Origin of the sequence: Amaricoccus sp. (assembly GCF_047602525.1) — a bacterium.
Classification (GTDB): domain Bacteria; phylum Pseudomonadota; class Alphaproteobacteria; order Rhodobacterales; family Rhodobacteraceae; genus Amaricoccus.
The window spans coordinates 3,273,271-3,299,478 of the sequence record NZ_JASGHB010000001.1; the positions used below are offsets into that span (position 1 = coordinate 3,273,271).

23 protein-coding genes and 2 pseudogenes are annotated in these 26,208 nt (G+C 71.1%); 12 read left to right on the plus strand and 13 right to left on the minus strand.

All coding sequences use genetic code 11. The features are described from left to right. The first annotated feature begins 61 nt into the window (after positions 1-61). From QM699_RS16785 to QM699_RS16800, 4 genes are all read left to right on the plus strand, one after another. Positions 62-646, plus strand: a complete 585-nt coding sequence (locus QM699_RS16785; RefSeq protein WP_415012177.1) for an ImuA family protein — start codon at positions 62-64, stop codon at positions 644-646. Beyond that, positions 576-2,060: a Y-family DNA polymerase gene (locus tag QM699_RS16790; protein ID WP_415012178.1), complete on the plus strand. Its 1,485-nt coding sequence runs from the start codon at positions 576-578 to the stop codon at positions 2,058-2,060. The genes QM699_RS16785 and QM699_RS16790 overlap by 71 nt, the downstream gene beginning before the upstream one ends. Continuing rightward, positions 2,057-5,335 carry an error-prone DNA polymerase gene (locus QM699_RS16795; protein ID WP_415012179.1) on the plus strand — a complete coding sequence of 1,093 codons (3,279 nt, stop codon included), beginning with the start codon at positions 2,057-2,059 and terminating at the stop codon, positions 5,333-5,335. Before QM699_RS16790 ends, QM699_RS16795 begins: the two co-directional genes overlap by 4 nt. A 532-nt stretch (positions 5,336-5,867) precedes the next feature. Next, positions 5,868-6,050: a hypothetical protein gene (locus QM699_RS16800; protein ID WP_415012180.1), complete on the plus strand. Its 183-nt coding sequence runs from the start codon at positions 5,868-5,870 to the stop codon at positions 6,048-6,050. Between the two features lie 71 nt (positions 6,051-6,121). On the opposite strand, the gene QM699_RS16805 is transcribed toward QM699_RS16800, so the two are convergent. Together QM699_RS16805 and QM699_RS16810 are read right to left on the minus strand one after the other, a co-directional pair. Then, complete coding sequence (locus tag QM699_RS16805; RefSeq protein WP_415012181.1) at positions 6,122-6,619, minus strand: LytR/AlgR family response regulator transcription factor; 498 nt, start codon at positions 6,617-6,619, stop codon at positions 6,122-6,124. Beyond that, complete coding sequence (locus QM699_RS16810) at positions 6,616-7,317, minus strand: sensor histidine kinase (RefSeq protein ID WP_415012182.1); 702 nt, start codon at positions 7,315-7,317, stop codon at positions 6,616-6,618. The genes QM699_RS16805 and QM699_RS16810 overlap by 4 nt, the downstream gene beginning before the upstream one ends. Between QM699_RS16810 and QM699_RS16815 the strand changes: the two genes are divergently transcribed. Beyond that, positions 7,301-7,534, plus strand: a complete 234-nt coding sequence (locus QM699_RS16815) for a hypothetical protein (RefSeq protein WP_415012183.1) — start codon at positions 7,301-7,303, stop codon at positions 7,532-7,534. The two genes, QM699_RS16810 and QM699_RS16815, sit on opposite strands and share 17 nt — an antisense overlap. A gap of 351 nt (positions 7,535-7,885) precedes the next feature. Beyond that, positions 7,886-9,157, plus strand: a complete 1,272-nt coding sequence (locus QM699_RS16820; RefSeq protein ID WP_415012184.1) for a calcium-binding protein — start codon at positions 7,886-7,888, stop codon at positions 9,155-9,157. A gap of 345 nt (positions 9,158-9,502) precedes the next feature. Here the strand turns inward: QM699_RS16820 and QM699_RS16825 are convergent, their stop codons facing one another. From QM699_RS16825 to metZ, 6 genes and pseudogenes are all read right to left on the minus strand, one after another. Continuing rightward, entirely contained in the window at positions 9,503-10,366 is an 864-nt protein-coding gene (locus QM699_RS16825) for an ATP-binding protein (protein WP_415012185.1), read from the minus strand. 5 nt (positions 10,367-10,371) lie between these two features. Then, complete coding sequence (gene tatC, locus QM699_RS16830) at positions 10,372-11,214, minus strand: twin-arginine translocase subunit TatC (protein ID WP_415012785.1); 843 nt, start codon at positions 11,212-11,214, stop codon at positions 10,372-10,374. A gap of 279 nt (positions 11,215-11,493) precedes the next feature. Further along, positions 11,494-11,685: pseudogene (gene tatB, locus QM699_RS16835) on the minus strand (Sec-independent protein translocase protein TatB); the annotation flags it as partial. A 4-nt stretch (positions 11,686-11,689) separates the two neighbouring features. Further along, positions 11,690-11,911: a twin-arginine translocase TatA/TatE family subunit gene (locus tag QM699_RS16840; protein ID WP_415012186.1), complete on the minus strand. Its 222-nt coding sequence runs from the start codon at positions 11,909-11,911 to the stop codon at positions 11,690-11,692. A gap of 155 nt (positions 11,912-12,066) precedes the next feature. Then, positions 12,067-13,182: a GTP cyclohydrolase FolE2 gene (gene folE2 / locus QM699_RS16845; RefSeq protein WP_415012187.1), complete on the minus strand. Its 1,116-nt coding sequence runs from the start codon at positions 13,180-13,182 to the stop codon at positions 12,067-12,069. Positions 13,183-13,340: 158 nt separating this feature from the next. Then, complete coding sequence (gene metZ / locus QM699_RS16850; RefSeq protein WP_415012188.1) at positions 13,341-14,528, minus strand: O-succinylhomoserine sulfhydrylase; 1,188 nt, start codon at positions 14,526-14,528, stop codon at positions 13,341-13,343. Positions 14,529-14,699: 171 nt separating this feature from the next. On the opposite strand from metZ, the gene QM699_RS16855 reads away from it, so the two are divergent. From QM699_RS16855 to QM699_RS16865, 3 genes are all read left to right on the plus strand, one after another. Then, complete coding sequence (locus QM699_RS16855) at positions 14,700-15,701, plus strand: hypothetical protein (RefSeq protein ID WP_415012189.1); 1,002 nt, start codon at positions 14,700-14,702, stop codon at positions 15,699-15,701. Positions 15,702-15,757: 56 nt separating this feature from the next. Continuing rightward, positions 15,758-16,468: a glutathione S-transferase N-terminal domain-containing protein gene (locus QM699_RS16860; RefSeq protein ID WP_415012190.1), complete on the plus strand. Its 711-nt coding sequence runs from the start codon at positions 15,758-15,760 to the stop codon at positions 16,466-16,468. Positions 16,469-16,562: 94 nt separating this feature from the next. Further along, positions 16,563-17,258 (plus strand): orotate phosphoribosyltransferase, encoded by a 696-nt coding sequence (locus QM699_RS16865; RefSeq protein ID WP_415012191.1) that lies wholly within the window; start codon positions 16,563-16,565, stop codon positions 17,256-17,258. A 207-nt stretch (positions 17,259-17,465) separates the two neighbouring features. Here the strand turns inward: QM699_RS16865 and QM699_RS16870 are convergent, their stop codons facing one another. Then, complete coding sequence (locus QM699_RS16870) at positions 17,466-17,807, minus strand: DUF2853 family protein (protein WP_415012192.1); 342 nt, start codon at positions 17,805-17,807, stop codon at positions 17,466-17,468. A gap of 287 nt (positions 17,808-18,094) precedes the next feature. Here QM699_RS16870 and QM699_RS16875 point away from each other — a divergent pair. The 3 genes and pseudogenes from QM699_RS16875 to treY all read left to right on the plus strand — a co-directional run. Continuing rightward, a pseudogene (locus QM699_RS16875) lies at positions 18,095-18,526 on the plus strand (malto-oligosyltrehalose trehalohydrolase); the annotation flags it as partial. A gap of 310 nt (positions 18,527-18,836) precedes the next feature. Beyond that, entirely contained in the window at positions 18,837-19,745 is a 909-nt protein-coding gene (locus tag QM699_RS16880; RefSeq protein ID WP_415012830.1) for a hypothetical protein, read from the plus strand. Then, the gene (treY, locus tag QM699_RS16885; protein WP_415012786.1) at positions 19,742-22,201 is read left to right on the plus strand and encodes a malto-oligosyltrehalose synthase; all 2,460 of its coding nucleotides are present in this window, start codon (positions 19,742-19,744) and stop codon (positions 22,199-22,201) included. The genes QM699_RS16880 and treY overlap by 4 nt, the downstream gene beginning before the upstream one ends. Here the strand turns inward: treY and QM699_RS16890 are convergent. The 4 genes from QM699_RS16890 to hflK form a co-directional block, all read right to left on the minus strand. Further along, on the minus strand, positions 22,185-23,675 hold the full coding sequence (locus QM699_RS16890; protein WP_415012193.1) for a Do family serine endopeptidase: 1,491 nt from the start codon (positions 23,673-23,675) through the stop codon (positions 22,185-22,187). The two genes, treY and QM699_RS16890, sit on opposite strands and share 17 nt — an antisense overlap. Positions 23,676-23,812: 137 nt before the next feature. Further along, positions 23,813-24,001, minus strand: coding sequence for a DUF2065 domain-containing protein (locus tag QM699_RS16895; protein WP_415012194.1), 189 nt, complete (start codon positions 23,999-24,001; stop codon positions 23,813-23,815). Further along, the gene (gene hflC, locus QM699_RS16900; RefSeq protein WP_415012195.1) at positions 23,998-24,918 is read right to left on the minus strand and encodes a protease modulator HflC; all 921 of its coding nucleotides are present in this window, start codon (positions 24,916-24,918) and stop codon (positions 23,998-24,000) included. Before hflC ends, QM699_RS16895 begins: the two co-directional genes overlap by 4 nt. Next, positions 24,918-26,144 carry an FtsH protease activity modulator HflK gene (gene hflK, locus QM699_RS16905; protein WP_415012196.1) on the minus strand — a complete coding sequence of 409 codons (1,227 nt, stop codon included), beginning with the start codon at positions 26,142-26,144 and terminating at the stop codon, positions 24,918-24,920. The genes hflC and hflK overlap by 1 nt, the downstream gene beginning before the upstream one ends. Between the last annotated feature and the right edge of the window lie 64 nt (positions 26,145-26,208).

Genomic DNA, 26,208 nt, shown 5'->3' on the forward strand with positions numbered 1-26,208 from the left:
CAAGACGTCTTGGACCCTTCCCCCTGTGACTTTCGGCGTATGTTCTTTATATGTTCTCATCATGTGCCACCCCGCCGCCCCGCCCCGCCTGCTTTCCGCCCGCGTCCATGAGGCGCAGGGGCCGGGGGCGGTCGGCTTTGCGGCGATGCAGGCGGCGGGGGTGGCGGGGCGGCTCGTCTGGTTGCGGCCGGAGGTGGCGGCAGCGGGGGAGGTCCTGCCGGCCGGGCTTGCCCGCTTCCTCGCCCCGGAGCGGCTCGTCCGTGTGACGGCGGGCAGCGAGGCGGAGCTGCTCTGGGCGACGGAGGAGGTGCTGCGGGCCGGCGTCGCCGGTCTCGTCGTCGCCGAGCCGCAGCGCCCGCTCGGGCTCACCGCCGGGCGGAGGCTGCAGCTCGCCGCCGAGGCGGGCGGCAGCCCTGGCCTTCTCCTGATCCGCGACGGTGCCGGCAGCCCGGCCGCCGAGACCCGCTGGCAGGTGCGCGCCCTTGCCGGCGACACCCCGGACTCGACACGCGCGGAATGGGCCCTTATCAGGAACAAAAAAGGAACACTTGGCGCCTGGACTGTGGAATGGGATGATGCGACGCATTCTGTCACTGTGGTTTCCGCGGCTGGCGAGCGATTGCCTGCTGCGGCGCGCGCCCCATGACGGGCCCTTCGCCCTCATCCTCCGGCAAGGCGGAGCCGATCATCTGCATTGCCTCAACGCGACTGCTGCGACGGAAGGACTGCACCGCGGCATGCCCCTCGCGGACGCCCGCGCACTCTGCCCGCGGCTCGCGACCGCGCCGGCCGATCTCGCGGCCGAGGCGGCCTGTCTCGGGCGGCTCGTCCGCTGGGCCGGGCGGTTCTCGCCGCAGGTCGCCCGCGACGGCAGCGACGGGCTTCTCGCCGACCTGACCGGCGCCGCCGCCCTCTTCGGCGGCGAGGCGGCGGTGCTCCGGGACGCCCGCGCACGCCTCTCCCGTGCCGGCATCGAAGGCGTCGGCGCCATCGCCGACAGCCGCGGCGCTGCCCGGGCGCTCGCCCGCCACGGCGGCGGCATCGCGCCCCCCGGCCGGCCGCTCGCGGCCCTCGGTGCCCTGCCGCCCACAGCCCTGCGCCTCGACGCCGCGACCGCGGCGGCCCTCGACGCGCTCGGCATCCGCAGCATCGGCGCGCTCGACGCCCTGCCGCGGGCGCCCCTCGGCCAGCGGTTCGGGCCGGGCCTGCTCGCCCGGCTCGACCAGGCCCTTGGCCGCGCGCCCGAGCCGCTGGAGCCGGAGGCGCCGCCGCCCGCCCTCGCCGTCCGGCTGACCCTGCCCGAACCGATCGGCCTTGTCCGGGACGTGGAGGCCGGGCTCGCCCGGCTGCTCGACCGGCTCTGCCCCACGCTCGCCCGGCACGGCCTCGGCGCCCGGGCGCTTCGGCTGGAGCTCGGCCGAGTCGATGGCGCCACTGTTGCGGTGACGGTCGGCCTCGCCCGCCCCGTGCGCGACCCAGCCCGGATCGCGCCGCTCTTCCGCCCCGGCATCGAGGGTGTCGACGCAGGCTTCGGCCTCGACCGCCTGCGCCTTGTCGCCACCCGCACGGAGCCGCTGGCCCCTGTCCAGATCGCGGCCGGCGGCGCGCGGGACGGTACTCCGCAGGCGGAAGCCCTCGCCGATCTCGTGAGCCGGCTCGGCAACCGCCTCGGCTTCGCACGCATCACCACCGTCGCGCCCGCCGAGAGCCATGCCCCGGAGAAGAGCTTTCTCGTCCTGCCCGCCGCCTTCGCACCGGAGGCCCCGACCGCCCCCTGGCCCCCCGGCCGCCCCCGCCCGCTCCTCCTCTTTCCGCCCGAGCCGGTCGAGGCGGACCCCGCCCCCGCGCCGCCCGCCGCCTTCCGCTGGCGCCGCGTCGCCTTCATCACCCGGGCCGCCGCCGGGCCGGAGCGGATCGCCCCGGAATGGTGGCTCGACGATCCCGCCTGGCGCACGGGCCTGCGCGCCTACTGGCGCGTCGCCACCACCGGCGGGCGCCGGCTCTGGCTCTTCCACACCCCGCAGGCCCCGGGCTGGTACGCGCAGGGCGAGTTCCCGTGACCGGATACACCGAGCTCTGCATCACCTCGAACTTCACCTTCCTGACCGGCGCCTCGCATCCCGAGGAGCTGGCGAGCCGCGCCGCCCTGCTCGGGCTCGACGCCTTCGCCCTCACCGACCACAACTCGCTCGCAGGCGTGGTCCGCGCCCACGTTGCCCTCCGCGAGATCGCCCGGCTCCAGGCGGAGGCGGTGGCCGGTGCCGCGATTCCCATCCGCTCGGAACAGGTCACCGACACCTGCAGCCGCCTCGCGATCGGCGCGCCGCAGGGCACCCCCGGCCCGGGCGCCGCCCCGCTGCCGCGGCTTGTCATCGGCAGCCGGATCGTTCTCGCCGACAGTCCGGTCCACTGGCTCGCCTATCCCGAGGACCGCGCCGCCCATGGCCGGCTCTGCCGGCTGCTCAGCCTCGGCCGCCGCCGCGCCGGCAAGGGCGCCTGCCATCTGGAGGAGGCCGATCTCGCGGCCTGGGCCGAGGGCCTCGTCCTCGTCGCCCTGCCGCCGGACGACGCGGGCGCGGAGCGGATCGCCCCCCTCGCCGACCGCTTCCCCGGCCAGGTGCATCTCGGCGCCGCCCCGCGCTACGACGGCCTCGACGACCGCCGCCTCGCCACCCGCGCGGGCCTCGCCGGGCGGCTCGGCCTGCCGATGGTGGCGCTTGGCGACGTGCTGCTCCACCACGGCAGCCGCCGCCCGCTCGCCGATGTGCTCACCTGCATCCGCGAGCGTTGCACCATTGACAGCCTCGGCCTCCGGGCGCTGCCGAATGCCGAGCGCCGGCTGCGTGGCCCCGCCGAGATGGCCCGCCTCTTTCGCGACCACCCGGAGGCCCTTGCCCGCACGGGGGAGATTGCCGCCCGCTGCCGCTTCTCCCTCGACGAGCTCCGCCACGCCTATCCCCACGAGGCGACGGCGACCGAGACGGCACAGGCCCGCCTCGTGCGCCTGACCGGCGACGGGATCCGCCGGCGCTGGCCGGCGGGAATGCCGGAAGAGCTGCGGGCGCGGCTCGACAAGGAATTCGCCCTCATCGCCGAACAGGGCTATGCGCCCTATTTCCTGACCGTCCACGACATCGTGGCCTTCGCCCGGTCGCGCGGCATCCTCGCGCAGGGGCGCGGCTCGGCGGCGAATTCGCTCGTCTGCTATGCCCTCGGCATCACCGAGGTGCCGCCGGAGCGGATCACCATGGTCTTCGAGCGCTTCATCTCGCGCGAGCGCGGCGAGCCCCCCGACATCGACGTCGATTTCGAGCACGAACGGCGCGAAGAGGTCATCCAGTGGATCTACGGGAAATACGGCCGCGACCACGCCGGCCTCACCGCCACGGTCATCCACTTCCGCACGCGTGCCGCCATCCGCGAGGTCGGCCGCGCCATGGGCCTGTCGCGGGACGCCGTCGCCCGCCTCGCCGGCCAGGTCTGGGGGTCCGCAGAGACCCCGATCGCGGCGCGGCTGACCGCCGCCGGCCTCGATCCGGCCGATGCCCGCTTCCGGCTGACGCTCCGGCTCATCGCCGAGATCATCGGTTTTCCCCGCCATCTCTCGCAGCATGTCGGCGGCTTCGTCATCACGGCGGACCGCCTCGACGAGATCGTGCCGATCGAGAATGCCGCCATGGCGGACCGCACCGTCATCGAGTGGGACAAGGACGACATCGACGCCCTCGGCCTCCTCAAGGTCGACATCCTCGCGCTCGGGATGCTCACCTGCCTGCGCAAGGGCCTCGACCTTCTCGCCGACCACGGCGGCCCGCGCCTGACCCTGCCCACGATCCCGCCCGAGGAAACGCCCGTCTACGATATGCTCTGCCGGGCGGATGCGATCGGTGTCTTCCAGGTCGAGAGCCGGGCGCAGATGAACTTCCTGCCGCGGATGCGGCCGCGGGAGTTCTACGATCTCGTCATCGAAGTGGCGATCGTGCGCCCCGGGCCGATCCAGGGCGGCATGGTGCATCCCTATCTGCGCCGCCGCCTCGGGCAGGAGCCGGTCGAGGATCTCGGCCCCGCGCTCAACGGCCTCCTTGCCAAGACCATGGGCGTGCCGCTCTTCCAGGAGCAGGCGATGCAGATCGCCGTCCTCGGCGCCGGCTTCGACCCCGGCGAGGCGGACCGGCTGCGCCGCAGCCTCGCCACCTTCCGCCGCATGGGCACCATCGCGACATTCCGCGACCGTTTCCTCAAGGGCATGGCGGCGAACGGCTATGCCGCCGACTTCGCCGAGCGCTGCTTTTCCCAGATCGAGGGCTTCGGCGAATACGGCTTCCCCGAGAGCCATGCCGCGAGCTTCGCCATCCTCGTCTACGCCTCCGCCTGGCTCAAATGCCACCACCCGGTCGTCTTCGCCTGCGCGCTCCTCAATTCCCAGCCGATGGGCTTCTATGCGCCGGCCCAGATCGTGCGCGACCTGCGCGATCACGGGCTGGAGGTGCGCCCGGTCTCGGTTAACGACAGCGCCTGGGACTGCACGCTGGAGCCGGCGGCGAACGGCCTCGCGCTCCGCCTCGGCTTCCGTCTGGTGAAGGGCCTCGGGCAGGACACGGCCGAGGCGATCCTGCAGGCCCGTGGCAACGGCTACCCGGATGTCGCGAGCCTCTGGCGCCGGACGGGCGCCCCGGTGCGGGCGCTGGCCGATCTCGCCGAGGCCGATGCCTTCGCCCCCCTCGGCCTCGCCCGGCGCGCGGCGCTCTGGCAGGTGAGGGCGCTCGGGCCCCGCCCGCTGCCGCTCTTCGAGGCCGCAGGCGGCGCGGAGATCCCCGAGCCCGCGGTGGCGCTGCCGGCGCTGACCCCGGGCGAGGAGGTGGTCGCGGACTACGTCAGCACCCGCCTCAGCCTGCGCGCCCATCCGATGGCGCTGCTCCGCGCCGCCTTCCCCGGGACGACGGCGCATGCGGCGCTGGCCGGGGCCCCCACGCGGGTGACGGTCTGCGGCATCGTCATCACCCGCCAGCGCCCCGGCACCGCCTCCGGCGTCATCTTCCTGACGCTGGAGGACGAGACCGGGGTCGCCAATGTCATGGTCTGGCGGCGCGTCTTCGAGCGTTTCCGTCCCGCCGTCCTCGCCGCCCGCCTGCTGCGCGTCTCCGGCCGGCTGGAGCGCGAGGGGATGGTCGTGCATCTCATCGCCGAGGAGCTTGCGGACGTCTCCGCCGCGCTCTCCAGCCTCGGCCACCCGGCACCGTCCCACCCCGAGCCCCACCCCGAGCCCCACCCGCCCCCGGCCCGCCACCCTCGCGATCAGGCGAAGGCGATCTTCCCGAGCCGGGATTTCCACTGAGATCCACGATGCCGCCGGTGTCCTGCTGCTCTCGACTCGGGTTGCGCTGTCCCTCGAACGGCACCCAGATGAGCAGGCCGTTCGGTGCCTCACTGCCGCCGACCTGAAGGCGCTGGATATCGAAACCGAGGCAGCTGTCGATCATTCCGTCCGGATCCTGGGCGATCTCGTTGTTGCAGACGGCCGTGGCCTTGACGGGGCGATCGCGACCCAGAGCCGGTTCGGACCAACGGCCGTGACAAGGGCAACAGCGGAGGTGCTCTGGAATGGTCCGGGCGATGCCGGCGACCGAGTTGCGGTGTGATGGGGAGTTCGGCGAGGGGCCATCGGTGCGGTATCCTGTCGCCGCCAGACCGCAGCCGGCATTTGGTCAAGCCTCTGAAGAAAAGCAGTCTTCTTTCGTCTCGCCGCGATTTTCCTCAGGTGAGGCGGTATCGCGTGGCGGGGATGCAGCGGAAAACCGGCCCGAAATGCTGTCCCTCGCGCGCGCATGTGCTATGTTGATCGCAAACAATGACCAAGGAGGAACCCCATGAGCATCGTTCAGATTGATGATTATGCGCGTCAGCTCTATTCCGCTCACGGCGATCGGGCGGAATACGAAGCGGCACAGCGTGCCAAGGACTATGCCGCAAAGGGCGATCGCGATACCGCCGAGCAATGGCGCCAGGTGCGCGAGGCGATCCGGGTGCTGCGCGGCCCGAACGTAAGCTGATCCTGCCGGGCGCCGGCCGGCCTTAGGGTCGAGCCTTGATCTCAACCACCAGATCATGACGGCTGCGAGGGCTATCGCGGAAGCGTGGTTGCCTGCGAGATTGTCGTATCGGGTTGCGGCGAGCCGCCAGTACCGGAAGCGGCAGACCATGCGCCAGATGATGTTGCGACGTCTGTCGCGGCGGGGATCCGTTCCGTCTGGCCGCTCGCTGCGGTCGCCGCCCGCGCCCGTTCGATGGCCCGCGCAAGGCGGGGCGCCTCCACCGGCTTCGTCACGTAGTCCACCGCCTCGAGGTCGAAGGCGCGGATCGCGTGGTGGTTGAACGCTGTCACGAAAACCACCCGCGGGACGTCCCGACCAAGCCGGTCGATCACGTCGAACCCGTCGCCGCCCGGTATCCGGATGTCGAGGAGCAGCAAATCCGGCGCGAGCCGGCGCGTCTCCGCCACCGCAGACGCGACATCGCCCGCCTCTCCCAGAACCTGAACGTGGGGAATGGCGCGCAGCAGGCGCCCGAGGCGGCGGCGCGCGATCGGCTCGTCGTCGACGATCAGCACGGTCAGTGTCATGCGACGAACGGCATACGCATCTCGACGCGGACCCGCCCCGGCCCGGCGGCGCTCGACGCGCAGCCGGAGCGTCCGGGCCAGCGCGCGGCGAGCCTCGCCGTGACGTTGGCAAGGCCGACCCCAAGCCCGGCGCCAGGACCCTTCGAGGCTGCTGCGGGGCTCTCGACCCAGAGCCGCAGTTCGTCTCCGACCCGGTCGGCGCCAATTTCGAGCACCGCGTGTCCGGGCGTCCGGGCGACTCCGTGCTTGATCGCGTTTTCGACCAGAGGTTGCAGGATCAGCGCCGGGACGCGGGCCTCCGGCACGCCGCCCGGCAACGACAGCCGCACCTCCAGGCGGTCGCTGAACCGGGTTTCCTCGATCGCGAGGTAGTCCGTCTGCAGCGCGATCTCCTCGGCGAGGCGCACGTCGACGGCGGGGTCGAGCGCCAAGGTCTGTCGCAGGAAGCCGGCGAGCCGCAACGTCATCTCCTGCGCCGGCTCGCGCGAGTCCTCCTCGATCAGGCCGGCGATCGAATTCAGCGTATTGAACAGGAAGTGAGGGTTCACCTGATACTGCAGCGCCCGCATCTGCGCCTTGAGGCCCTCCTCTCGCGCGGCGGCGAGCTGTCGTTCGGTCTCTCGCGCGCGGGCGTTGTACTGCAGCGCGAGGAACAGGCAGGACCAGCCGAAGAGCTCGGACGTGGTGAAGATCACCACCTGCGCGAAGGCCTCGGGATCGAAGGGCGCGACATTCGGCGCGGTGCAAAGGATTCTGGAGCCCCCGGTCGATCAGCGCGGAAATCGGCGCCAGCGCGAGGGACAGCAGGATGGCCGTCAGTGCCTTCAGCCCGAGGCTCCGCCGCCGCATCCGCCACAGGACCAGCGTGATGACCGCGGCGAGCAGCGCATCGCCTGCCATCCCGATCAGCTTTGACCCGGCACTCGCGACAGGATCGCTTCCCGCGATCGCCCAGACCAGGCTTGCCACGAAGAAATAGACCGTGGCGAAGCCGATCGCGAGATATGCGACCTGGCGACCGAGAGGAACAGAAGCGGGAAAGGGGTGGGTGGCGCTCATCGCGCGAGTCTCGTCGTCGTCCGGATGCCTGTCGAGTGGCGTCCAGCGACGATTCGAGGCCGTTCGAAGAATGCCCGCGTCGCTCGTCGGCGCCGCCATGTCGTTCGCAACTCGGGCGTTGCCCGCTTCGACCGCGCCTCCGTAGCGTCGTGCGCGGTAACGGAGCCGATCCGGTCGGGCTCCTGGCATGGTGGTGAGACGAACGACATGGCGAGGCTTTACGGCACCTCTGGGAACGACACGATTGCGGGCACCTCGAGCCCGGACATGATCTATGGATACCCGAGAGATGGCTTTCCGGACGAGGAATTCGGCAACGACGACCTCCGCGGCGGCGGCGGCAACGACAGCTACGACGGCGGCACGGGCGACGACGTCATCCTCGTCCTCGGCACGGGCGACGATCTGTTTCAGGGCGGCGCGGGAACCGACACGATCCAGCTTGCCGGCGATGTGGTGTACCAGCGGCTGACGCTCGATGTCGCTGCCGGCGTCGAGCGCGTCGATGTCGGGGCGTATCGGCTGTGGGGCAGCGCGTACGGCGACACGTTCGACTTCTCCGGGCTGACCGCCGTCGCGTACCGGAGCCAGTTCATCGACCTTGGCGCGGGCAATGACGTCTTTGTCGGGCACGTCGGCGCCGATTTTGTGCGCGGCGGCATCGGCGATGACCGTCTGACGGGCGGTGACGGCAACGACTTCCTGTCCGGCGGCGCCGGGCAGGACAGTTTCGACGGAGGTGCAGGAAACGACGTCTTCCTGATCGACGGCCGCGATTCGGACGTGTTCCTCGGCGGCGACGGCATCGACACCGTTCGGCAGGAGGCCGCGGCGGAGCGGTATCGGCTGATCCTCGACGCGGCCAGCGGTGTCGAGCGGCTGGATCGTGCCGGCTACGCCCTGACCGGCAGCAGCGGCGCCGATGCGTTCGACCTTTCCGGGCTCAGCAGGGTCAGCGGCGGCGGACCTGCGATCGCGCTCGGCGGCGGTGACGACAGTTTCGTCGGCTGGGGCGGTGCGGATGCGGTCGGGGGTGGCGATGGCGCCGATACCGTGCGCGGCGGCGCCGGCAACGATGCGCTGGCCGGCGACGCGGGCGATGATTTCCTGTCAGGCGGGGTCGGCAACGACCAATTGACCGGCGGCGCCGGCGCGGATCGGCTGACGGGGGGCGGCGGGGCCGACCGCTTCGTCTTCGCGTCGCCGCGCGACACGACGAGCGGCTCCCGTTTCGACGTGGTGGTGGATTTCTCGACCGGCACCGACAAGATCGACCTTTCCGCAATCGACGCGCGCAGCACGGCGGCGGGCAATCAGGCCTTTGACTATATCGGCGCACGGGCCTTCGGCGACCACGCGGGCGAGCTGCGGTTCGCCGGCGGGCTGTTGCAGGGCGACGTCAACGGCGACGGGCTGGCGGACTTCTCCATCCAGCTGGGGCGCGAGACGCATGTCGCGGCTGCGGACCTCATCCTCTGACCCGCGTGGCCGGGTTCCGGGGCGCAGGGCGCCGGCGCGTGCGGACCCGCGTGACGCCCTGCCGATCGCGGCGGCCCCTCCCGGCTGCGCGGCCGTCGGAGGGCCGCAGACGCCACTGGTCGCCGGAAGGCGGGTGGAACTCGCCGTCATGGTCAGTGGCGAGCCGACTGTCGTGCCGGCGGATGGTCTCGATGCTCGCCCGACTGGTGGGCAAAGGCGATCCTTGCGATCTTCCGCCGCTCCCGCGCGCCCGGCATCGGTCCGAGCGAGCGAGGACCTTGGACACGATTCTGGGCTCGACCCTAGGCCCTTAGTCGCCAGACCCGAGTCCCGACGCTGCAAGGGTCAATCCGCTGCGCCCGCCCCTGCCGCCAGTCGGACGCCGCGCCGGCCGGCGAGGTCGGTGACGTACTGCCACGCGACCCGGCCGGAGCGGCCGCCGCGGGTCTGGCTCCATTCGACCGCCTCGGCGCGCAGCTCCTCGTCGGTGATCTCGACGCCGTAGGCGTCGCAGTAGCCGCGGATCATGCTCAGGAAATTGTCCTGGTTGCAGGCATGGAAGCCGAGCCACAGGCCGAAGCGGTCGGAGAGCGAGACCTTCTCCTCCACCGCCTCGGTCGGGTTCACCCCGCGCTGGCGCTCGTTGTCGATCATGTCCTGGGGCATCAGGTGGCGGCGGTTCGACGTGGCGTAGAGAACGACGTTCTCCGGCCGCCCCTCGATGCCGCCGTCGAGCACGGCCTTCAGGCTCTTGTAATGGCTGTCGTCCTTGTCGAACGACAGGTCGTCGCAGAACAGGATGAAGCGGAACGGCGAGCCGCGCAGGAGCGCGAGGAGGCGTCCGATCGAGGGCAGATCCTCGCGGTGCAGCTCGATGAGCTTCAGCCGGCCCGGCGTCTCGCGCGCGGCCTCGGCATGGGCGGCCTTGACGAGGCTCGACTTGCCCATGCCGCGGGCGCCCCACAGCAGGACGTTGTTGGCCGGATGGCCGAGGGCGAACTGCCGGGTATTGGCGAGCAGCGTGTCGCGCGAGCGGTCGATGCCGATGAGCAGGCCGATGTCGACGCGGCTGACGCGGGCCACCGGGTCGAGCCGGTCCGGGCCGGTGGCCCAGACGAAGGCATCCGCGGCGCCAAGGTCGGGAACGGCCGCCGGCGCCGGGCTCATCCGCTCGAGCGCGTCGGCGATGCGGCGCAGGGTGCTCTTCATCGCCTTCACGCGCTGTCGGGGGTCTCGGGATCCTCGACCCAGGCCCCCTGGGCCTTCAGCTCCGCCTCCCGCTTGCGCTCGAAGAAGCGGACGAGGACGATGGAAATCTCGTAGAGCGGATAGATCGCTGCAAACAGGATGAGCTGCGACATGACGTCCGGGCCGGGTGTCACCAAAGCCGCCACGACGAGCAGGCCGACGAGGGCATAGCGCCGGAACGACGCGAGGCCCTTTGACGTGACGATGCCGGCCATGCCCATGAGGGTCAGCGCCACGGGCAACTGGAAGCAGAGCCCGAACGCCACCATGAACTTCATGGTGAGCGAGAGGTATTCGTTGATGGTGCCGAGGAACTGGATCGACACCTCCTGCCCCTCGATCGGGCCGGCGCCGAACTGCTGGAAGCCGAGGAAGAAGTCGTAGACCAGCGGCAGCAGGCCGTAGAACGCGAAGACGCAGCCGAGCACGAACAGCACGGGCGAGGCGATCAGGAACGGCAGGAAGGCGCGCTTCTCCTGCTTGTAGAGGCCGGGGGCGACGAAGCGCCACAGCTGGTAGCTGATGACCGGGAACGACAGGACGAAGCCGCCGAAGACCGAGATGCGGATCTGGGTGAAGAACCCCTGCTGCAGGCCGGTGTAGATGAGTTCCGGCTTCTGGCCATGCTCGATCAGGAGCTTGGCGAGCGGCGCGGCGAGGAAATTGAAGATCGGGCCGGCGACGGCGAACGCCGCGATCATCGCGATGCAGAACGCGATGACGCAGGTGATGAGCCGCGACCGCAGCTCCGCCAGATGTTCCATCAGCGGGGCGGTCGAGTCGTCGATGTCCTTGTCGTCGACGCTCATCCGTGGGCAGTCCGGGAACTCATCGACCGACGGCGACGGCGACTCGGCGAGCGGCGTCTCGGGCGGCGTCGGCTCCGTGCGGGTCTCGGCGGACGGGGAGGCGTCGGAGGATGGGGAGGCGTCGGCGGCAGAGGCCGGCGCAGGGCCGGTGGCCGGAACGTGCGGCCTGGCGGCAGCCCCGCCTTCCGTCGGCTGGGCCATCTGCCGCATCGGCTGGCTCGCGAACTTGCGGGCGGATTCGGTGGCGGAATTCAACGTCTCGTCGATCGAGCGCAGGCTCTTCGAGACCTCGCTCATGCCGGATTCGTTCGCGGCCTGCTCCAGCGACCGCTGGAACTCGCGCGCCATGGCCCTCGCCTTGCCGGTGAAGTTGCCGATCGTCCGGAACAGGGCCGGAAGATCCTTCGGCCCGACCACGATGAGCGCAACGACACCGATCAGGAAGAGCTCGCCCCAACCGATGTCAAACATGAGGTCAGACTTTGTCCTTCTCGGGCGTGATGTCGCGGGCGTGCTCCGCCGCGGCCGCCTGCTGGGCGCTCTCGATCTCCGCCTTGCCCTCGTTCAGGCCGCGCTTGAAGCTGGTGATGCCCTTGCCGACCTCGCCCATCAGGCCCGCGACCTTGCCGCGGCCGAAGAGGACGAGGACGACGACCGCCACCAGGAGCAGACCACCCGGTCCGATGTTGTTCAGCATGTCGCGTCTCCCAACCACGGGGCGGCCTCGGGCGCGCCCCGCATAAGGACGTTACATATGGCGTCGGGCGGGCGGGATCAAACCCCAAACCGCCGGCCCCCGTCAAATCAACCGTGATCGGCGGGGCCCCGCGAAGGGCCCCGGCCGGGCGATCGTCAGCCGACGTGGAACAGCGTGTCGAACAGCCGCGGGTCGAAGCTGTTCTGCCGGAAGGTCTCGCCCATCGTCAGGATCGACACGGCGTCGTGGCTGTGCAGCGATTCCTGATGGCTCGCCACGACGCGGAAGTCGCCGATGCGGCCGTCGCCCTTCAGGCTCTCGCACAGCAGGCGCACGGCGTCCTCGACGAAGATCGGGTTTGCGCCGTTCAGCTCGGCAAAGGCCTGCTCGTCCTCGCGCTTCACCAGTACCTGCGTCTCGGTCGGGATCGCGGCGTTGCAGAGACCGACCAGATCCTCGAACCAGAGCACATCCTCGCCGATGACCTCGGCCGACACGCGCGCGACGGAGCGCTGTGAGTGCGGGGTCGCGATCTGGCCCCGCGTGCGGCGCGCGTGCTCGGAAAGCTCGAGCGAGCACGGGCAAGTCGAGGAGTACACGTAGTCGATGTGAATGATCTTCTGCCGCGTCGCGGCGGTCTTCACCATCTCGAGCGCGATATTGTAGTACTGGTAGCCCTCGAGGCCGCTGCGCAGCGAGCGCTTCTTCATCGGATAGCTGAAGCGCAGCATGATCCGCGCATCGTAGCTGTCGAGATCGTGCAGGTAGCTGTCGAGCACCGCCTCGGCCACCTCGAACGAGAACTGCGTCTCGGAATGGCGATAGAAGGACCGCATGATGCGGCTCATGTTGATGCCCTTCTTGTCAGCCTCGAGGCTGACCGACCCCGTGACCGAGGTCTCGAGCTGCACCTCGCCACCCGCCTTGGTGCGGAAGCGGATCGGCAGGCGGAAATTCGAGATTCCGACGTGCTGGATTCCGGTCTTCGCGCCCTTGATGAGGCTCTCGGGGCCGTTCTGCAGGTCAGGCAGGGTGTCGAGATAGGCGGGCTCGACGGCGAAGTCGGCGGGGTAGCTGCGGGAAAACGTCGGATACGACGCTTCGGCCGCGCGCGCGAGAACCGCCGCCAGCGCGGGGTCCGAGAACTCCGCCGGGCCATGGCCCACCCAGCGCAACAGCGTCCGCGCAGCCTCCTCGGCGTCGGCCATGCTGGGGCGCGGCTCGAACCCGATGGGCTCTCCGGCTTCCGGCGCCGGGTTATACATGTTCATTTCCGTCCTTGCTCCTCACCATAGCCCGGAAGGTCAAATGGTGGCGGCTCCCCAAAATCAAAGGTCGCCTCGTCCACGCCCCGAGTCAAAGTTCAGCGCATCAACCAGAAATGGAAATCTGACCAAATTGCAATCGTCATGATACGGTAAGGTTTATATCACGCGACTGCCGTGTCGAGGGCTCCAAGGATGTCGGCCTTCAGATCCGCGGCGCCTTCAAGCCCGACGGACAGGCGGACCAGTCCGTCCGAAATGCCAAGCGAAGCGCGCTGCGCGGGGCTCAACCGCTGGTGCGTCGTGGTGGCGGGGTGGGTGATGATGCTGCGCGAATCGCCCAGGTTGTTCGAGATGAGCACGATCCGAAGCGCATTGATGAAGCGGAACGCCGCCGCCTTGCCGCCTGACAGTTCCAGCGCGAGCATGGTGCCGCCGGTTTCCATCTGCCGGGCGGACAGCTCGGCCTGCGGGTGGCTCGCGAGGCCGGGATAGATGGTGCGGGCGAGCGCCGGGTGGCCGTCGACCGCCCGGGCGATCTCGTCGGCGGTGGCGGCCTGCGCCCGGCACCGCAAGTCCAGGGTCTCCAGGCCCTTCAGCATCACCCAGGCGTTGAACGGGCTCAGCGCGCCGCCCGTGTGCTTGAGGAAGGTTTCGAGCGGCCCGCGGATGAAGTCGCGCCGGCCGAGCACGATGCCGCCGAGGCAGCGGCCCTGGCCGTCGACGTGCTTGGTCGTCGAATAGATCACCACGTCGGCGCCCAGCTCGATCGACCGCTGGAAAACCGGGGTGGCAAACACGTTGTCGACGACGACCTGGGCGCCGACGGCATGGGCAAGCGCCGCGACGCCCGCAATGTCGATCACTTCGAGCGTCGGGTTGGAGATCGCTTCGAGGAAGACGAGCTTCGTCGTCGGCCGGAGCGCCGCCTGCCACGCGGCGAGGTCGGTGCCGTCGACCAGCTCGATCTCGACCCCGAAGCGCGGCAGCAGGGTTTCGACGATGTAGAGGCACGAGCCGAAGAGGGCGCGGGCAGCAACCACATGGTCGCCCACCTCCAGCTGGCAGAGCAGGGCGCCGTGGACGGCCGCCATGCCCGAGGCGGTGGCGAAGGCGTCCTCGGCCCCCTCGATCGCCGCCATGCGGTCCTCGAACATCCGCACCGTCGGGTTGCCGTAGCGGGCATAGACGAACTCGTCCGGGCCGGACGAGATGAAGCGGCGCTCCGCGGTCTCGGCGTCGGGGTAGACGAAGCCCTGGGTGAGAAAGATCGCCTCGGACATCTCGCCATAGTGGCTCCGCCGGGTGCCTTCATGCACCGACCGCGTCCTCAGGCTCCAGTCCTCGCTCATCGTCCGATCCTCAGGGAATGACCGGCTCCGGGCCGGCCGCAGACGCGGCCAGTAGTCACTATCGCGCCCAGGGTCAACGGATCCCCGCGGTAGGGTTGCCACACGGCTGTTACGCTTCCGTCACGCTGGCTTGACGCTGGCCGGGTAGACCGGCCGCGGAGGGACCTGGCGATGGCGTATCTCGGTGTTCGCGCAACGGAAGCGGGGCTGGCGGCCTCGGAGCCGGGGCTGTCGCTGCGTGAGGGGTTGTCGCGGCGGCTCGCGGCGGGCGACGGCCCCGTGGCGGTTCTGGTCCATGGCTACAAGTTTCACCCGGAGCGGCGACGGCTCGACCCCGAGCAGTCGCTGTTCGCGCCGACGCCCCGCGGCGAGGGCGCGCGGGTGCGCAGCTGGCCGGCGGGTCTCGGCTTCGCCGACGATGGCGGCGAGAGCGGCCTCGCGATCGGCTTCGGCTGGCCGGCGGATGCGCCGCTGGTGCTGAGCGTGCTCGCGGGCCGGCGCAACGGCTTTGCCCGGGTCTATGCCGCGGCGGCCGGGTGGGCCGTCCGGCTCGCCGAGCTGGTGACGCTGGTTCAGGAGCTTGCGCCCGGGCGGCCGGTCGACGTGCTGGCGCATTCGCTCGGGGCACGGGTGGCGCTCGCCGCGCTGCCGCATCTCGCCGAGGCGCCGGGGCGGATGATCCTGCTCGGCGCGGCGGAGTACGAGGCGGAGGCGCGGCGTTGCCTCGCGGGCGCGCGGGCCAGGCAGACGCCGCAGGTCTACAACGTCACCACGCGGGCGAACGACGTCTACGACCTCGCGTTCGAGTGCTTTGCGCCGCGGCCGGCCGGCGCGGGGCGGGCGCTCGGGGCGGGGCTCGCCGAAGCGCCGCCGGACTGGCTGGATCTGCAACTCGACCACCCGGCGGTGACGGCGTGGATCAACGGCCAGGGCATCGCCCTGTCGCCGCCGGAGGCGCGGGTCTGTCACTGGAGCTTCTACACCCGGCCGGGCGCGTTCGCGGTCTATGCCGCGATCCTGCGACGGCTGCCGGGCTGGGACGTGGCGGAGCTGCGGCGGGTGCGCTGCCTCGCGGAACAGCAGCCGCGCTGGAGCCGGCTCCTGCCCCGGCGCGGCGGGTCGGACGGCTTCGGCGGCGGTCTTGGAGGCGGGGTCGGCCTCGGACACGCTTGATTGCGCCGCGGCCTGCGCCATGTAGCGGCACGGTTCCCAAATCGAGAGATGTGTCGATGACCCAACCAATCGCGCTTCACTTCTGGCCGACGCCGAACGGATTCAAGGTGGCCATTGCCCTCGAGGAGATGGGGCTGCCCTACGACCTGCATCTGGTGAACATCGGCAAGGGCGAGCAGTTCAGGCCGGAGTTCCTCGCGATCTCGCCGAACAACCGGATGCCGGCGATCGTCGATCCGGAGGGGCCGGACGGCGCGCCGATCTCGGTCTTCGAGTCCGGCGCGATCCTGCAGTATCTCGGACGCAAGACCGGGCGGTTCTACGGCGACTCCGACCGCAACCAGGTCGAGGTCGAGGAATGGCTGATGTGGCAGATGGGGGGCGTCGGCCCGATGGCGGGGCAGGCGAACCACTTCCTGCGCTACGCCCCGGCGATGGAGCCGCCGCAGGTGCTGCCCTACGCGCAGGACCGCTATCGCAACGAGGTGACGCGGCTCTACGGCGTGCTCGACAGGCGGCTGGCCGGACGCGAGTATGTGGCGGGCGACTACTCGATCGCCGACATGGCGATCTGGCCGTGGGCGCGCGGCTGGGAGATGCAGCAGCAGGATCTCGGCAAGTTCCCGAACCTGGCGGCGTGGCTCGACCGGATCGCGGCGCGGCCGGCGGTCAAGGTGGCGGTCGAGCTGGGCAAGGACGCCCGCAACGACCTGACACAGGACAAGGATGCGCAGAAGCTGCTGTTCGGGCAGGGCGCAAAGAGCTGAGTCCAAGGGTCGCGCCCGTCCGGGGTGCATGCTAATGGCACTGGAATCGCGGCCCTCCCGAGGGGCCGCCGTCCCTGACGCGAGAGGAGTTGCGATGTCCCTGGGCGGCTTTCCCCCCGACGCCGAGATGGCCCGCCTGACGGCCCGCATGCTGCTCGAAGTGAAGGCGGTGAACTTTCGCCGGGATGAGCCCTACAAGCTCACCTCCGGCCTCGCCTCGCCGGTCTACATCGACTGCCGCAAGCTGATCTCGTTTCCGCTGGTCCGCTCGGCGCTGATGGACTTCGCGGTGGCGAAGATCCTGCGGGACGCGGGCTTTGCCCGGTTCGACGCGGTGGCGGGCGGCGAGACCGCCGGCATTCCGTTCGCGGCGTGGATCGCCGAGCGGATGGGCCTGCCGATGCTCTATGTCCGCAAGAAGCCGAAGGGGTTCGGGCGGAACGCGCAGATCGAGGGCGATCTGGTCGAGGGCGCGCGGGTTCTGCTGGTCGAGGACCTGACCACCGATGGCGGCTCGAAGCTGCGCTTCGCCGAGGCGCTGCGCTCGGCGGGGGCCGAGGTCGGGCATACCTTCGTGCTGTTCTTCTACGGGATCTTTCCGCAGACCGAGTCGGCGCTGCTGGAGCAGGGCTTGCGGCTGCACTATCTCGCCACCTGGCGCGACGTGCTGGCCGAGGCGCGGGCCGGCGGGCAGTTCGACACCGGCACGCTGGCCGAGGTCGGCTCGTTCCTCGCCGAGCCGCTGGCCTGGTCCGCGGCGCACGGCGGCGTGACGGAAGTGGTCGGGTAGGGCGCCACGGCTTCCACGGACGAAACCATCGGAAGCGCGTTGGCTCCGGCGGGTTTCATCTCCCATGATCTCCGCTGGCGTCCTCGCTGATCTGGAGAGGGCGGCGCGGGTCGAGGGCGCGGACGCCTCCGGCGGGAGTATTTTCGGCAAGAGGAAGGCACGGGCGCGCTTGCAGAGCCTGCGCCCGTCGCCCTCCCGGCTTGAGGATCAGGCGTAGACCGTTTCCTTGCCGAAATGCTTGGTCAGCAGGTAGTAGACCACCGCGCGATGCTTGTTGCGGTTCGAGCGGCCATAGGTCTCGATGACCGCGTCGATGCCCGAGGCAAGCTCCGGCCCGTCGGCGAGGCCGAGCTTCTTCACCAGGAAATTCTTGCGGATCGTCTCCAGCTCGGCGGGCTGGCTGGCCGCGACGGTGTTCGAGTCGCTGTTGTAGATCACCGGGCCGAGGCCGATCGCGACCTTGGTCAGGAGCGCCATGTCCGGCTCCATCTGGCACTTTTCCCGGAGATCGGCGGCATAGACCGCGATCAGATCATCCCGTTTGCTCATGCATGTTCTCCCGTTGCGCGCGGTTCCGCGTCGTTCTGACGATACTCCCCATCTTGCAGCTTTGGAACCCGATGGAACCCGGCTGCGGGGAACGGTCGCGGGGAACGGTCGCGCGTGCCTCACGTTGCACCTGCGAACGACGGGGGCGCTGCATGGGCGAAGCGGAAACGATGGCCGGGCGTCGCGCGGCCTGGGGGGCGGAGACCGGGCCGGAGGGCACGCGCTTTCGCGTCTGGGCGCCCGCGGCGTCGGCGGTCGAGATCGAGGTCGGCGGCGCGCGGGGCCCGATGGACCGGGCGGACGGCGGCTGGTTCGAGGCGACGAGGCAGGTCGGCGCCGGCGCGCGCTATCGCTTTCACCTCGATGACGGGCCGGTCGGCGATCCCGCGGCGCGGGCGGTCGTCGGCGGGCTGGACGGCGAGGCGGTGGTCGACGACCCCGGTGCCTTTCGCTGGCAGTACCCGGACTGGCGCGGCCGGCCCTGGGCGGAAGCGGTGATCTCGGAAATCCACGTCGGCACCTTCAGCGCGGCCGGCACGTTCCGCGGCGCCATCGAGCGGCTGCCGGCGCTGGCCGAGGCGGGCATCACCGCGGTCGAGCTGATGCCGGTGGCGCAGTTCGGCGGCGCGCGGGGCTGGGGCTACGACGGCGTGCTGCTCTATGCCCCGCACGCCGCCTACGGCAGCCCTGACGACCTGCGCGCGCTGGTCGACGCGGCGCACGGGCTCGGCCTGATGGTGTTTCTCGATGTGGTCTACAATCACTTCGGGCCGGAGGGAAATCCGCTGCCGCGGCTGGCGCCCGAGTTCTTCCACCCGGAGCGGCATACGCCCTGGGGTGTCGCCATCGCCTACGAGCGGCCGGAGGTGCGGCGGTTCTTCATCGACAATGCTCTGATGTGGCTCACCGACTACCGCTTCGACGGGCTGCGCTTCGACGCGGTGGATCACGTGCGCGACGACGCTTCGGATGAGGAGATCCTCGTGGAGATCGCGCGGGAAGCTCCGCGCGCGCCTGCCCGGTCGGGAAGTGCACCTGCACACCGAGGACAACCGGAACATCACCCGGCTGCACGCCCGCGGCCCGGGTGGCACCGTCGAGCTGCACACGGCGGAATGGAACGACGACCTGCACAACGTCGCACACGTGATCGCCAGCGGCGAGACGGAGGGGTACTATACCGACTTCGCCGAGGACCGCTGGCGCAAGTACGCGCGGGCGCTCGCCGAGGGCTTTGCCTATCAGGGCGAGGAGTCGCGGCACGAGGGCGGGCCGCGGGGCGAGCCGAGCGCGCACATGCCGCCGCTCGCCTTCGTCGATTTCCTGCAGAACCACGATCAGGTGGGCAACCGCGCCTTTGGCGAGCGGCTGACGGCGCTGGCGCCTGCGCCGCTGGTCAAGTCGCTGACGGCGATCCTGCTGCTGGCGCCGCACGTGCCGCTGCTGCTCATGGGCGAGGAGTGGGGCGAGCGGGGACCGTTCGTGTTCTTCACCGACTTTGCCGGCGAGCTGGCGGATGCGGTGCGCGACGGGCGGCGGAAGGAGTTCGCGGGCTTCGCCGCGTTCAAGGGCGACGAGGCGCGGGAGCATATCCCCGACCCGAACGACCCGGCGGCGTTCGAGGCGTCGAAGCTCGACTGGTCGGCGCGCGACGGGGACGACGGCCGGGCGTGGCTCGGCTTCGTCTCGGCGCTGCTGGCGGTGCGCGCCCGCGAGGTGGTGCCGCATCTCGCGGGCGCGCGCGCCGGCGGGCGGGTGGTCGAGGCGGAGGACGGGCGCGTCGGGGTCGAGTGGCCGCTCGACGGCGCCACCCTTCGCCTGCGGGCGCGGCTGGTGCCGGAGGGGGACGATCCCGCGCCCCCGCCCGGGCGGGTGATCTGGACCGGCGGCGCGGCGCTCGCGCCCTACGCCGTCACCATGACCCTGGAGGCCGCATGACGCCGCGTGCAACCTACCGCCTGCAGTTCGGGCCGGACTTCGGCTTTGCCGAGGCGGCGGCGCAGGCGCCCTACCTCGCGGCGCTGGGCGTGAGCCATGTCTATCTCGCGCCGGTCTTCGCCGCGCGGCCGGGCAGCACCCACGGCTACGACGTGACCGATCCGACCCGGCTCAACCCGGAGCTGGGCGGGGAGGCAGGGTTCCGGGCGATGGCGGACGCCTTCCGGGCGGAGGGGCTCGGGATCGTGCTCGACATCGTGCCGAACCACATGGGCGTGGGGCCGACGAACGCCCGTTGGCTCGATGTGCTGGCGCGCGGGCCGGAGAGCCGCTTTGCCGGCTGGTTCGATATCGACTGGCAGGCAGGGGGCGGGCGCGTCGTTCTGCCGGTGCTCGGCGACGGCTACGGCGCGGCGCTCGAGTCGGGGGCGCTGGAGCTGAGGGCCGACGACGCGGGATTTTCGGTCTGGGCCCACGACACGCACCGGCTGCCGGTGCGGCCGCAGGATCATGCGGCGATCCGGGCCGCGGGGATCGCGGCGTTTCGCGGGCCGGCGCTCGATGCGCTGATCGCGCGACAGCACTGGCGGCCGGTGAAGTTCAGCCTGGAGCGGGACGGGCTGAACTACCGGCGGTTCTTTGCGATCAGCGACCTCGCCGGGCTGCGGATCGAGGATGTGGCGGTGTTCGCCGAGACGCAAGCGCTGGCGCTTCGGCTGGTGGAGGAGGGGGTGGTCGACGGGCTGCGGATCGACCACATCGACGGGCTGCGCGATCCGAAGGCGTACCTCCGGCGGCTGCGCGCCGGGACGGCGCGGCCGTTCTGGCTGCTGGTTGAGAAGATCCTCGCCGGGGGCGAGGTGCTGCCGGACGGCTGGGGGGCGGACGGCACGACCGGCTACGAGGTGACGAACCTGCTGGTGGGGCTGCTGGTCGATCCCGGCGGCAGCGCGGCGATGACCGAGGCCTATGCGGCGTTCACCGGCGGCGCGGAGCCGGCGGCGGTGGTGCGGCAGGGAAAGCGCGAGGCGCTGGAACGGCTGCTCGCCTCCGAACTGGCGGCGCTCTCCGGGCGGGTGAGCGCGCTTGCGGCGGGCAGCCTGCGGTTCCGCGACGTGGGCGCGGACAGCGTGCGGGTGGCGCTGGTCGAGGTGATCGCGGCGCTCGATGTCTATCGCACGTATGCCGACGCGGACGGGATGGGGACGGGCGACCGGGAGCGGCTGGCGCGGGCGGTGGCGCAGGGACGCGCGGCGGCCGCGTGGCTCGAGCCGGATGCCTTCGAGCTGGTGGCGGCGGTGCTCGGGCTCGACCTGGCGGCGTTCCCCGGCGCCGAGGCGGAGGTGCGCGAGGCGGCGCTGCGGGCGCAGCAGCTGAGCGGGCCTGCAATGGCGAAGGGGCTCGAGGACACCGCGCTCTATCGCTACTCCCGGCTGATCGCGCTGAACGAAGTCGGGAGCGAGCCGGGCCGGTTCGGCGTCGAGGTTGCCGCGTTCCACGCGGCGAATGCGGCGCGGGCGGCGGGGACGATGCTCACCACCTCGACGCACGACACCAAGCGCGGCGAGGATGCGCGCGCGCGGATCGCGGCGTTGCCCCGGCACGCGGCGGCCTGGGCGGCGCGGGCGCCGGCGTGGCACGGGTGGCTCGCGGATCCGGCGGCGGCGATCGACGCACGCGAGGAATATTTCTTCTACCAGTTGCTGCTCGGAGCGTGGCCGATGGCGTGGCGCCCGGGGACGGCGCTGGACGGCTGGGCGGACTTCGCCGACCGGGTGCGGGCGGCGATGCTGAAGTCGGTGCGCGAGGCGGCGGTCAACACCCGGTGGGTGAACGGCGATGCCGGCTACGAGGCGCAGCTCGCGGCGTTCCTCGACCGCGCGCTCGATCCCGACCCGGCGAACGGCTTTCTCGCGTCGTTCCGGGCGTTCGAGGCGGAGGTGGCGGCGGACGGCGCGGCCAATGCGCTGATCCAGGCGACGCTGCGCCTGACGCTGCCCGGGGTGCCGGACACGTACCAGGGGGCGGAGTTCTGGGAGCAGAGTCTGGTTGACCCGGACAACCGCCGGCCGGTGGATTTTGCCGCGCGCCGGGCGGCGCTGGCGGCGTTGCCGCCCGGGCCGGCGGCGTTCGGGGACTGGACCGACCCGGTGGCCAAGCTGGCACTGACCGCGCGGCTGCTGCGGCTGCGGCGGGCGCGGCCCGAGCTGTTCGCGGCGGGAGACTATCGCCCGCTCGACCTTGAGGCGCCGCTGGTCGGGTTTCGCCGTGCGGGCGGCGGGGCCGAGATGCTGGTGGCGGTGGCGCTGCGCCATGGCCCGGGCGAACCGGGGCGGCTGCCGCTGCCGGAGGGGCGGTGGCGCGAGGTGCTGACCGGGACGGAGATCGCCGACCCGGCCGCCGGGCACGCCTTCGACGTGCTGCCGGCGGCGGTCTTCGTCAGTTCGACAGGTTGAGCGCGACGAAGCGCGGCTGGTCGTCGCGGCGCACGAGCAGGAGGATCGAGTTGCGCCCCGCCTGCTCCGCCGCGTCGATCCGCGCCTGCATCTCGGGGGGCGAGGCGACGGCCTCCTGGCCGACCTCGGCGATGATGTCGCCCTCGCGCATCCCCTTGGCAAAGGCGTCGGAGCCGGTCTCGACCTTCGTCACCAGCAGGCCGGTCACGCCGTCGGGCAGGCTGAGCTGGCGGCGCAGCTTGTCGTCGAGGGCGGCGACGGTCATGCCGAGCACCGCCTGATCGGTCGGCGCGGTGGCCTCGGGCTTCGGCTCGCCCGGGGCGGCGGCCAGCGTCGGATCCTCGAGCAGGCCGACCGCGACCTTCAGGGTCTGTTCCTGGCCGCCGCGGAAGATCACGACGTCGACGGTCTTGCCCACCTCGGTGTCGGCGACGATGCGCACCAGCTCGCGCGTGTCGTCGATGTCGGCATCGCCGAACTTGAGGATCACGTCGCCCGACTTGATGCCCGCGGCGAGCGCCGGCCCTTCGGGCACGTCGGTGACGACCGCGCCCTTGTCCGACGGCAGCCCCATGGCCTCGGCCATGTCCTTGTCGACGTTCTGGATGCGGACGCCGAGCCAGCCGCGGCGGGTCTCGCCGAAGTCGCGCAGCTGGTCGACGACGCGCGAGACGACGGCCGACGACATGGCAAAGCCGATGCCGATCGACCCGCCGTTCGGCGACAGGATCGCGGTGTTCACCCCGATGACGTTGCCGTTCATGTCGAACAGCGGCCCGCCGGAGTTGCCGCGGTTGATCGCGGCATCGGTCTGGATGAAATCGTCGTAGCTGCCCTGAAGCGTCCGGTTGCGGGCGGAGATGATGCCGGCGGAAACCGAGAAGCCCTGGCCGAGCGGGTTGCCGATCGCCAGAACCCAGTCGCCCACGTGCGCCGAATCCGAGTTGCCGAACTCGACGAACGGCAGCGGGTCGTCGCTGTCGACCTTGAGCAGCGCGATGTCGGTGCGGGTGTCGCGGCCGATCACCCGCGCCTCGAGGTTGCCGCCGTGATACAGCTCGACCGAGATCTCGTCGGCACTCTCGATGACGTGGTTGTTGGTGACGATGAAGCCGTCCGGCGAGACGATGAAGCCGGAGCCAAGCGCGTTCGACCGCCGCTGCTGCTTCTGGTCGCCGAAATTCTTGAAAAAGTCTTCGAAGGGCGAGCCCTCGGGCAGCGTCGGCCGCAGGCTGTCGTCGACATCGGCGACCGTGGTGGTGGTGGTGATGTTCACGACCGCCGGGCTCAACCGATCGGCGAGCCCGGAAAAGCTCTCCGGGACGAAGCGCGGGCCGGGGTCGACGGTGAGCGGCGCCTTGCCCTGTACCTGCGCGTCTTCGGCGCGCGGCGCCGGCGCGCCGAGCGCAAGGGCGACCGCCGCCGCGGCGAGGCCAAGCGTGACCCGGGGGAAAAGCTCGATCCGGACTGCCACCTCGGCGCCTCCTCACACGTCGGGGATCCGCGGCGGCCGCCGGGACCCGGATAGCCTCGCCCGCCAGCGGTGCCGGCGGCAAGTCACGCCTTCGTGCGCGCGCCGCGCCCCTGCAAGGGGCCACGCGGCGAAGCGTCTCACGCCCGCGTCACCGAGACAAGCAGGATGCCCGCGGTGATCGCGAGCAGACCGAAGAGCCGCCGATGTTCCGGCGTCAGCTGGGCGAGCGCGGCGAGCGCCTGCTCGACCCGGCCGGGAGCGATCGCAAGCACCAGCCCCTCGACGATGGCGACGAGGCCGACGCCGAGGAGCAGGGCGCGGATCATTCCGCGGAGGCAGCGGCGGGGGGCATCCCGGGCGCCATCGCCTCCGGCAGGCTGCGCTGCTGCGGCGAATGGAGATAGCCGAAGAAGGCGCTGTCGGGCTCGACGAGCAGTGTCGCGTTGTCACCCTTCAGCGACGCGCGATAGGCGTCCATCGAGCGGAGGAAGGCGAAGAACTCCGGGTCGGCGCCATAGCTCTCGGCGAGCACCCGGTTGCGCTCCGCGTCCGCGCCGCCGCGGATCACCTGCGCGTCGCGATCCGCCTCGGAGACGATCTCGAGCGCCGTCCGGTCGGCCTGCGCGCGCACCCGCTGCGCCGCCTCCTGGCCACGGGCGCGCTCGTCGGCGGCCTCGCGCTGGCGCTCGGCCTCCATGCGGTCGAAGGTCGCCTTGAGGTTCTGCTCCGGGAGGTCGGCGCGCTTGAGCCGCACGTCGATGATCTCGATGCCGAGATCGCGCGCTTCCTGAATCGACTGGTCGCGGATGCGGTTCATCAGCCCGACCCGGTCGGCGGAGAGCACGGCCTCGGAGCGGACCGAGCCGAGCGCCTCGCGGACGTTGGCGTTGAGGATCGCCTCGAGCCGCTGGGTGGCGGCGGTCATGCCGGCGACGCCGACCGCGCGACGGAACTGCGCCACGTCGGAAATGCGCCACCGCGCGAACGCATCGACGATGAGCCGCCGGTCGTCGAGCGGCGTCACTTCGAGGGCGTTGGTGTCGAGGCCCTGGATGCGGCTGTCGTAGTAGACGACGTTCTGGATGAACGGGACCTTGAAGGCGAGGCCGGGGTTCTCGCGGATGTCGCGCACCTGGCCGAACTGCAGGACCATCGCCTTCTGCCGCTCGTCGACGGTGAAGACCGAGTTGAGCAGCAGGAAGCCGAGCGCCACGAGGACGCCGATGAGGATCGGGATGCGCATCAGTTGTTGCCTCCGGCCGGGGCGGCGGACGACGGAGCCGCCGGGGCGGGCGCCGGCGGCGCCGGGCGCAGGGTGTCGAGCGGCAGATACGGCAGAACGCCGTTCGTGCCGCCGCCGGGGGTGTCGAGCAGGAACAGCCGCACGTCGCCGAGCACGTCCTGCATCGTCTCGAGGTAGAGCCGTTCGCGCGTGACCTCGGGCGCCTTCACGTACTGCTCCTGCACGGCCTTGAAGCGCGCCGCCTCGCCGCTGGCGGCGTTCACCACCTGCGCGCGATAGCCTTCGGCCTCCTGCAGCTTCTGCGCCGCGTTGCCGCGGGCGGCGGCCAGCGTCTGGTTGGCATAGGCATCGGCGCGGTTCTGCAGCGTCGAGCGCTCCTGCCGGGCGGCCTGCACCTCGCGGAAGGCGTCGATCACGTCCTGTGGCGGGTCGGCCTTGTCGAAATTCAGCTGCACGACATTCACGCCCGAGCCGTAGGAGTCGAGGGTCTGCTGGATCAGGTCCTTGACCTCCTGGCTGATGATGCCGCGGTCCCGGTTGAGGATCGGCGCCAGCTGCGAGCGCGAGACGACCTCGCGCATGGCGGACTCGGCGACGGCCTGGATCGTCGACTCCGGGTTCGCGAGGTTGAAGAGGAAATCCTCGGGATTGCGCACGTTCCAGACGACCTGGAAGGTGATGTCGACGATGTTCTCGTCGCCGGTCAGCATCAGGCCGGCGGAGGTGCCGCGGATCGTTCCCGAGCCGATGTCCTCGGTCCGGAGGCCCGTCACCTGGACGATCTCGTGGGTGACGACCGGCCACGGCGCGAAGTTGAGGCCGGGCTGGCCGATGCAGTCGCCGCGGCAGGCCCCGAGGGTCAGCTCGACCGACTGCTCCTCGGGTTTTACCTGATAGACCGACATGGCGAGCCAGATTCCGACCAGCACCACCGCGCCGAGCAGCAGACCGCGCTTGCCGAAGCCGCCGCCGCCGGTGCCGCGGCCACCAGGCCGGCCGCTGCCGGCGCGTCCGCCCATGAGGATCTTGAGCTGCTCCTGCCCCTTGCGGACGATCTCGTCGAGGTCGGGCACCGGCGTCTGGCCGCGGTTGCCGCCGCGATCGTTGCCCCGGTCGTTGCCGCGGTCGCCACCCTGGTCGCCGCCGCCCCACGGGTCGCGGTTTCCGCCCTTCCTGTCATCGCCGCCACCGCCGCCCCAAGGACCGCCGTTGTTGTTGTAGGGCATCCGCCTCGAGACTCCTCTTTCCTTCCGGCCGAAGGCATGTGACGACCGGGCCGCGCGATTTCAA

Bases quoted from the DNA above. Each gene is read 5' to 3' on its own strand.
- hflC (WP_415012195.1), bottom strand. From the start codon at position 24,918: ATGCGCATCCCGATCCTCATCGGCGTCCTCGTGGCGCTCGGCTTCCTG.
- metZ (WP_415012188.1), bottom strand. From the start codon at position 14,528: ATGAGCGAGGACTGGAGCCTGAGGACGCGGTCGGTGCATGAAGGCACC.
- tatC (WP_415012785.1), bottom strand. From the start codon at position 11,214: ATGAGCGTCGACGACAAGGACATCGACGACTCGACCGCCCCGCTGATG.
- QM699_RS16895 (WP_415012194.1), bottom strand. From the start codon at position 24,001: ATGATCCGCGCCCTGCTCCTCGGCGTCGGCCTCGTCGCCATCGTCGAG.
- QM699_RS16825 (WP_415012185.1), bottom strand. From the start codon at position 10,366: ATGAAGAGCACCCTGCGCCGCATCGCCGACGCGCTCGAGCGGATGAGC.
- folE2 (WP_415012187.1), bottom strand. From the start codon at position 13,182: ATGAACATGTATAACCCGGCGCCGGAAGCCGGAGAGCCCATCGGGTTC.
- treY (WP_415012786.1), top strand. From the start codon at position 19,742: ATGACGCCGCGTGCAACCTACCGCCTGCAGTTCGGGCCGGACTTCGGC.
- QM699_RS16865 (WP_415012191.1), top strand. From the start codon at position 16,563: ATGTCCCTGGGCGGCTTTCCCCCCGACGCCGAGATGGCCCGCCTGACG.
- QM699_RS16860 (WP_415012190.1), top strand. From the start codon at position 15,758: ATGACCCAACCAATCGCGCTTCACTTCTGGCCGACGCCGAACGGATTC.
- QM699_RS16870 (WP_415012192.1), bottom strand. From the start codon at position 17,807: ATGAGCAAACGGGATGATCTGATCGCGGTCTATGCCGCCGATCTCCGG.
- QM699_RS16790 (WP_415012178.1), top strand. From the start codon at position 576: ATGCGACGCATTCTGTCACTGTGGTTTCCGCGGCTGGCGAGCGATTGC.
- QM699_RS16800 (WP_415012180.1), top strand. From the start codon at position 5,868: ATGAGCATCGTTCAGATTGATGATTATGCGCGTCAGCTCTATTCCGCT.
- QM699_RS16855 (WP_415012189.1), top strand. From the start codon at position 14,700: ATGGCGTATCTCGGTGTTCGCGCAACGGAAGCGGGGCTGGCGGCCTCG.
- QM699_RS16820 (WP_415012184.1), top strand. From the start codon at position 7,886: ATGGCGAGGCTTTACGGCACCTCTGGGAACGACACGATTGCGGGCACC.
- hflK (WP_415012196.1), bottom strand. From the start codon at position 26,144: ATGCCCTACAACAACAACGGCGGTCCTTGGGGCGGCGGTGGCGGCGAT.
- QM699_RS16785 (WP_415012177.1), top strand. From the start codon at position 62: ATGTGCCACCCCGCCGCCCCGCCCCGCCTGCTTTCCGCCCGCGTCCAT.
- QM699_RS16805 (WP_415012181.1), bottom strand. From the start codon at position 6,619: ATGACACTGACCGTGCTGATCGTCGACGACGAGCCGATCGCGCGCCGC.
- QM699_RS16840 (WP_415012186.1), bottom strand. From the start codon at position 11,911: ATGCTGAACAACATCGGACCGGGTGGTCTGCTCCTGGTGGCGGTCGTC.